Here is a 6,727-nt window from a genome sequence, read left to right as displayed (position 1 = left end):
GCCGCCCTGGTCGAAGCCGACGTAGCCGGGGGGAGCGCCGATCAGGCGGCTGACCGTGTGGCGCTCCATGTACTCGGACATGTCGAACCGCAGGAGCTCGATGCCGAGGGTGGAGGCCAGCTGGCGAGCCGTCTCGGTCTTGCCGGTGCCAGTCGGGCCGGTGAACAGGTAGCAGCCGATCGGCTTGTTGGCGTCGCGCAGGCCGGCGCGGGCCATCTTCATGGCGGCGGACAGCTGCTCGATGGCCTCTTCCTGACCGTACACGGCGCGCTTCAGGTCGCTTTCCAGCTGCTTCAGCGCCTCGGTGTCCGACTTGGAGACCGACTTCGGCGGGATGCGGGCGATCTTGGCGACGACCGCCTCGATTTCCTTCAGACCGATGGTCTTCTTCCGCTTGCCCTCGGCCAGCAGCATCTGCGAGGCGCCGGCCTCGTCGATGATGTCGATGGCCTTATCTGGCAGCTTGCGGTCGGTGATGTACTTCGCCGACAGCTCCACCGCCGCCTTGATGGCGTCGTTGGTGTACCGAAGCTTGTGGAAGTCCTCGTAGTAGGTCTTCAGACCCTTCAGGATCTTGATCGTGTCGTCGACCGTCGGCTCGTTGACGTCGATCTTCTGGAAGCGACGGACGAGCGCCCGGTCCTTCTCGAAGTGCTGACGGAATTCCTTGTAGGTCGTCGAGCCCATGCAGCGTAGGGCGCCCGAGGCCAGGGCCGGCTTCAGCAGGTTCGAGGCGTCCATCGCCCCGCCGCTCGTTGCGCCGGCGCCGATCACCGTGTGGATCTCATCGATGAACAGGATGGCGTCAGGGTGGTTTTCCAGCTCCTTGACGACCTGCTTGACCCGCTCCTCGAAGTCGCCGCGATAGCGGGTGCCGGCCAGCAGCGCGCCCATGTCGAGCGAGAAGATGGTCGCGCCGGCCAGAACTTCCGGCACCTGCTTGTTGACGATCTTGCGGGCCAAGCCCTCGGCGATGGCGGTCTTGCCGACGCCGGGATCGCCGACCAGCAGCGGGTTGTTCTTCGTCCGGCGGCACAGCACCTGTATGGCGCGCTCCACCTCGGCCATGCGGCCGATCAGCGGATCGACCTTGCCTTGCTTGGCCTTCTCGTTGAGGTCGACACAATAGGCCTCGAGGGCCTCGCCGCCGGTCTTGACGCTCGGCTTGTCCTCGTCCTCGGCGCCCTTGATCGGCTTGGCTTCAGCCGCGCCGGCCTTTTTGGCGATGCCGTGGGCGATATAGTTCACCGCGTCGTAGCGCGTCATGTCCTGCTCTTGCAGGAAGTAAGCGGCGTGGCTCTCACGCTCGGAGAAGATCGCCACCAGCACGTTCGCGCCGGAGACTTCCTCACGGCCGGACGACTGGACATGGATCACCGCGCGCTGGATCACGCGCTGGAAGCCGGCGGTCGGCTTGGCGTCCTCGCCGTCGTCGACGACCAGCGAGCGCAGCTCGTTGTCGACGTAGTTGGTCAGGGTGGTGCGAAGGGATCCGAGATCCACGTCGCAGGCCCGCATCACCGCAGCGGCATCCTCGTCGTCGACCAGGGAGAGCAGCAGGTGCTCTAGCGTAGCGTACTCGTGCTTTCGCTGGTTGGCGTAGGCGACCGCGCGATGAAGGGATTCTTCGAGCTGGCGCGAAAATGAAGGCAAGAGGCCTTAATCCTTTTCCATGGTGCACTGTAGCGGGTGTTGATGCCGCCGTGCCGTATCAACGACCTGGGCCACTTTTGTTTCCGCCACTTCGTAGGTGAAGACCCCGCACACGCCCACGCCGTTCTGGTGGACATGAAGCATGATCCGAGTCGCGTCTTCGCGCGACTTGTTGAAATACTGCTCAAGCACATAGACGACGAATTCCATCGGCGTGTAGTCGTCGTTCAGCAGAAGAACGCGGTACATCGACGGCTTTTGCGTCTTTGGCTTCGTCTGGGTGATGACCGCCGAGCGAACGCCGGTGTCCTGACCACCCTGTTTGCGCTCACTCATGCGCGGATCTCCTGGAAGGCGGGCCCGCCTTCCATGGAATTAGATATGGCAAACATTCGCATTTGGAAGGGCTCAAATGGCATATGGCCGGCTCGCCGGTCGGTTTCAGTCGTCCTTGCGCGCCGCTGTGGCTTTGAGGATGCGGCCTGACGTCACGGCGGTGGGCCCAAAACGGGCGCGGATGGCGTCCAGAGTCTTCTCTCCGGCCAGGGCCCGGCGCTCGTCGCCGGCAAAAAAGTCGGCGGTGGCGACTTCCGCCTCCACGAGGTCGGCGATGCCGATGCCGATCAGCCGCCAGAACCGGCCGTCCGCCTCCCTGGCCAACAGTTCGCGGCCGACCGCGAACAGCGTCTTCGCGGTCTGGGTGGCGACGGGAATGGTCCGCCGCCGGGTGACGATGCGGAAATCCGTGGTCCGGAGCTTCAGGGTCACCACCCGGCCGGCGACGCCGGCGCGCCTCGCCTGCCGGGCCACCTTCTCGCAGAGCGGCGCCAGCATGTCCTCGAGGTCCGACAGCGCAGCCAGGTCGTTGTTGAAGGTGGTCTCGGCGCTGATCCCCTTGCGCCCCTCGTTGGGATTGACCGCCCGGCTGTCGCGGCCATGGGCAAGGTCGGCGAGCCGCAGGCCATGCGCGCCCCAGCGCTCGGCGAGGTCCTTGACGTTCGCCAGCGCCAGCTGACCGATGGTCCGGTAGCCGGCCTTCTCGAGGGAGGCGACCATGGCCGGGCCCACGCCGGGCAGCAGGCCGACCGGGCGCGGCGCCAGGAAGGCGCGCGCCTCCGCGCCGCCAATCACCGAAAACCCGCGCGGCTTGTCCAAGTCGGAGGCGATCTTGGCCAGGAACTTATTGGGCGCGAGGCCGATCGAGACGGTGAGCCCGGTCTCCGCCTCGATCCTCGCCTGAAGCCGCGCTAGCGTCAGGGCCGGCGGCGCGCCGTGCAGCCGCTCGGTCCCGGAAAGGTCCAGCCACGCCTCGTCCAGCGACAGGGTCTGCACCAGCGGCGTCAGCTCGCCGACCATGCCGAAGATGCGCTGACTCTCGAACTTGTACTTGGCGAAGTCCGGCTTGATGACCACCGCCTCGGGGCACGCCTTCAGCGCCTTGAACATCGGCATGGCTGACCGTACCCCGGAGATCCGGGCGATATAGCAACAGGTCGTGACCACCCCGCGCTTTCCGCCGCCGACAATGACCGGCCGGTCGCGCAACTCCGGGCGGTCGCGCTTCTCGACGGTGGCGTAGAAGGCGTCGCAGTCCATGTGGGCGATCGCCAGGCCGGACAACTCGTCGTGCGCCAGCACGCGTGGCGAGCCGCACGCGGGGCACCGCCGCGCGGCGTCCTCGCCGGTCCAGAAGCAGTCGCGACACAGCGCCTTCATCGCCCGTTTCTGACACGCGGAAGGGCCGGGGCCGAGTCCCGCCAGCGCTTGTCATCAATCGGCAGCGCCGACTTCAATCCGCCGTCACGGACTCGCGCGAAACAGCCCGCCGTCAGGTTCCCTCCCTCTGGAGATCCGGCGATGCACTGGGCGATGCTTGGGATGGCTCCGGCGATGGCTGGCGCGGAGGTTCCGCACGCGGTGGCGGCTACGCAGAGCTATGACATCAGCGTCCTGACCTACAATGTGAAGGGCTTGCCGTGGCCGGTCGCGCCCGGCCGTGCAAAGGCGCTGAAGGCGATCGGCGCGGAGCTGGCGGCACTGCGCCGCGAGGGACGCCAGCCGGAGGTCGTGCTTCTGCAGGAAGGGTTCCGCTCGGAAGTCGCCGATCTCGTCCAGGCCAGCGGGTACGCCTACTGGGCCGAAGGTCCGCGGCGCGGCGCGCGACCTCCGGCCGAAGCCAAGGGGCACGGCGTCCGCGCCTCGCTTCGCTATGCACTCTCCGGAGAGGGGCTCGGCAAGCTCACCGGCGGGGGCCTTCACGTCCTAAGCGACCTGCCGATCGTCAAGGTCGAGAGCCGTCCCTATGCCGCCTGCGCGGGCTTCGATTGCCTGGCCAATAAGGGGGCGATGCTGGTCCGCGTGGCCCTGAACGGCGTCCCGGTCGAGGTCGACCTCGTCAACACCCACCTCAATTCCCGCCGCGCGGCCAAGGTCCCGCTGGCCCGGTCGCTGGCGGCGCATAATCGGCAGACCGAGGAACTGCTCGATTTCATCGCCGACAACGCCAGCGCCGAGCGGCCGCTCCTGGTCGGCGGCGACTTCAACGTCAAGAACGCCCCCGATCGCTACTATCATAAGGCCGCCGAGCGCCCGTTCACCGTTGTCAGCGAGTACTGCGCCCAGGGCGGCGCGTGCGCCCAGCCGGCGCCTGGCGAGCGGCCCTGGCTGGCGTCTCAGGATCTCCAGGCCTTCGCCGGTCCGGTTCGGCCGCTGGCCGCCGGTCATGCTTTCGATGGCCGGGCGGGCGCCCGTCTCTCGGATCACGACGGCTACGTCGTGCGCTACCGGCTGTCGTGGACGCCCGAGCCGCGCGATCAGGCGCGGCTGGAACGCGGCTTGCAAGTCCGGCCACAGTTCAAGACCCTCGGAGCCCGCGTCTCGTACACCTACTGAGCGGCCGCCGCGCGCCGCGCCTCGCCGATCACATAGGCTCGGATCGCCGCCACATCCGCCGCGCTCAGGACGCCGGCGAACGAAGCCATCCCGGCGTCGCGCAAGGCGCCGTTCAGCACCACCTGCGCAAAGCCGTCGCCTTCGAGATAACCGGACCGCCGCAGGTCGGGGTTCAGCCCCCCACGACCCTCGCCGCCGTGGCAGACGAAGCAGTACTGGTCAAAGAGCCTGCGGCCGCGGGCGACCTGCGCCGCCGGGAAGGTATCGGAGCTCCGGAAGAAGGCGTGGGGCATCGGCTCCTGCCTCGGCGGCAGCCTGCCCTTACCGCCCAGTTTGAATACCAGCAGGCGGTCGACGATGGGTTTGCGACCCGACTTGTCGACGAGGCCGCAGGCGTCGCCGAAATCCCCACCGCAGCCGGCCATCACCGCGATGAACTGCTCGCCGCCGACGGCATAGGTGATCGGCCCAGCCATCGGATTGCTCTGGGCGTCGAACCGCCACAGTTCCCGGCCGGTGTCGGCGCGCAGGATGGTGACGTGACCGCCGGGCTCGCCCTGGACCAGCAGGTTACCGCCGGTGGTCAGCACGCCGCCGGCCGGCCGGCGGCGGTCGACACGCCAGACCTCCTTCTGCCGCACCGGGTCCCAGGCCAGCAGATACGCGCGCGACGGCGGAGCAGCGGCCCATTCGGCGTCGGCGACGGGACCGTCCTCGACGACGCCGGTGTTGAAGCCGACCTTCCGCGGCGCATAGCCGGGCTCGGCGCCGTAGACCTGCTTGGTGTCCTGCGCCGGGATGTATACGAGGCCCGTCTTCGGGCTGAACGACATCGGCTGCCAGCTGTGGCCGCCGCGGGCGGAGGGCCAGACGATCGCCGGCTTGCCTGTCACCTCGTAGCGGGCGGCGGGGTTCTCCACGGGTCGGCCGGTCCTCAGGTCGATGCGGCTCGCCCAGTTCACGGGCACGAACTTTTCGGCCGAGATCAGCCGGCCGTTGGTCCGGTCGATCAGGTAGAAGAAGCCGTTCTTCGGCGCCTGCATCAGCACCTTGCGCGCCTGCGCCTTGATCGTCAGGTCAGCCAGGATGATCGGTTGGGTAGCGGTGTAGTCCCAGGTCTCCCCCGGGTTCTGCTGGTAGTGCCAGACGTACTCGCCGCTGTCCGGCCGCAAGGCGACGATCGAGGTCAGGAACAGGTTGTCGCCGCCGCCGGGGCTGCGTTCGGCCTGGTTCCACGGCTGGCCGTTGCCGACCCCGATGTAGAGCAGGTCGAGCTCGGGATCGTAGGCCATGGCGTCCCAGACGGTGCCGCCGCCGCCGCGCACCTTCAGGAGGTCGCCCTTCCAGGTCTTCAGCGCCATCGTCATGGCGGCGGTCTCGGTCGGGTTTGACGGGTCCGGGACGGTGTAGAAGCGCCAGGCCATCCGGCCGGTCTCTGCGTCGTAGGCGCTGACGTAGCCGCGGATGCCCGTTCCCATGTCGGCGCCGCCGTTGCCGATCAACACCTTGCCCTTCACCACGCGCGGCGCCCCAGTGATCGTGTAGGCCTTTGAAGGATCGGTTGTCAGGACGCTCCAGACCGGCGCGCCGGTGCCCGCGTTCAAGGCGACCAGCCGGCCGTCCAGCGTGCCGACGAACACCTTGCCTTTCCACACCGCGACCCCGCGGTTGACTGCGTCGCAGCACGCTTTGACCAAGGTGTCGCGGGGGACCTGCGGATCGTAGGTCCACAGCGGCTCGCCGGTGCGGGCGTCGAACGCGCGCACCGCGCTCCAGGCAGTCGAGACATACATGACCCCGTCGACGACGATCGGCGTCGCCTCCTGGCCGCGATGGGTGTCGAAGTCCACGCTCCAGGCCAGGCCCAAATCACCGACGTTCCCGGCGTTGATCTTGTCCAGTGGGCTGTAGTGGCCCTCGCCGTAGGTGCGGCCGTACGACATCCAGTTCTGCGGCTCGGCGTCAGCGCGTGCGATCCTGGCCCCGTCGACGTCCGCGGGCGGTCGGGCACAGCCGACCGAAAGGGAAAGCAGCAGGCTTCCACCCACCGCGGCCAACACCCTTGGCGACGACATCGAACGCTCCCCCAGACCTTATGTCAGGAGCTAGCCCTGGCCGGACGCGGGCGGCAAGTGATCGCGGGTTGCGGGCGGCCGCCAGCGCCGCTATCGGGCGACAAGGG

At 68.0% G+C, this 6,727-nt stretch carries 5 protein-coding genes; 1 reads left to right on the top strand and 4 read right to left on the bottom strand.

Annotated features, from left to right (window positions below; genetic code table 11):
• The 3 genes from ACILRF_RS02905 to ACILRF_RS02895 all read right to left on the bottom strand — a co-directional run.
• A partial coding sequence (locus tag ACILRF_RS02905) for an AAA family ATPase (RefSeq protein WP_395670767.1) occupies nt 1-1,653 on the bottom strand: 1,653 nt, incomplete at its 3' end.
• Nucleotides 1,654-1,659: 6 nt separating this feature from the next.
• Nucleotides 1,660-1,989 (bottom strand): ATP-dependent Clp protease adapter ClpS, encoded by a 330-nt coding sequence (gene clpS, locus ACILRF_RS02900; protein ID WP_395670766.1) that lies wholly within the window; start codon nt 1,987-1,989, stop codon nt 1,660-1,662.
• A 105-nt stretch (nt 1,990-2,094) separates the two neighbouring features.
• Nucleotides 2,095-3,369, bottom strand: coding sequence for a DNA polymerase IV (locus tag ACILRF_RS02895; RefSeq protein ID WP_395670765.1), 1,275 nt, complete (start codon nt 3,367-3,369; stop codon nt 2,095-2,097).
• Between the two features lie 141 nt (nt 3,370-3,510).
• Between ACILRF_RS02895 and ACILRF_RS02890 the strand changes: the two genes are divergently transcribed.
• The gene (locus ACILRF_RS02890; protein WP_395670764.1) at nt 3,511-4,545 is read left to right on the top strand and encodes an endonuclease/exonuclease/phosphatase family protein; all 1,035 of its coding nucleotides are present in this window, start codon (nt 3,511-3,513) and stop codon (nt 4,543-4,545) included.
• On the opposite strand, the gene ACILRF_RS02885 is transcribed toward ACILRF_RS02890, so the two are convergent.
• Nucleotides 4,539-6,620, bottom strand: a complete 2,082-nt coding sequence (locus ACILRF_RS02885; protein ID WP_395670763.1) for a PQQ-dependent dehydrogenase, methanol/ethanol family — start codon at nt 6,618-6,620, stop codon at nt 4,539-4,541. The genes ACILRF_RS02890 and ACILRF_RS02885 overlap by 7 nt on opposite strands.
• Nucleotides 6,621-6,727: the final 107 nt, after the last annotated feature.

Origin of the sequence: Phenylobacterium sp. (assembly GCF_044236515.1) — a bacterium.
Lineage (GTDB): Bacteria > Pseudomonadota > Alphaproteobacteria > Caulobacterales > Caulobacteraceae > Phenylobacterium.
Note: the sequence above shows the minus strand (reverse complement) of the source record. Positions and strands in the feature narration are given on the sequence as shown.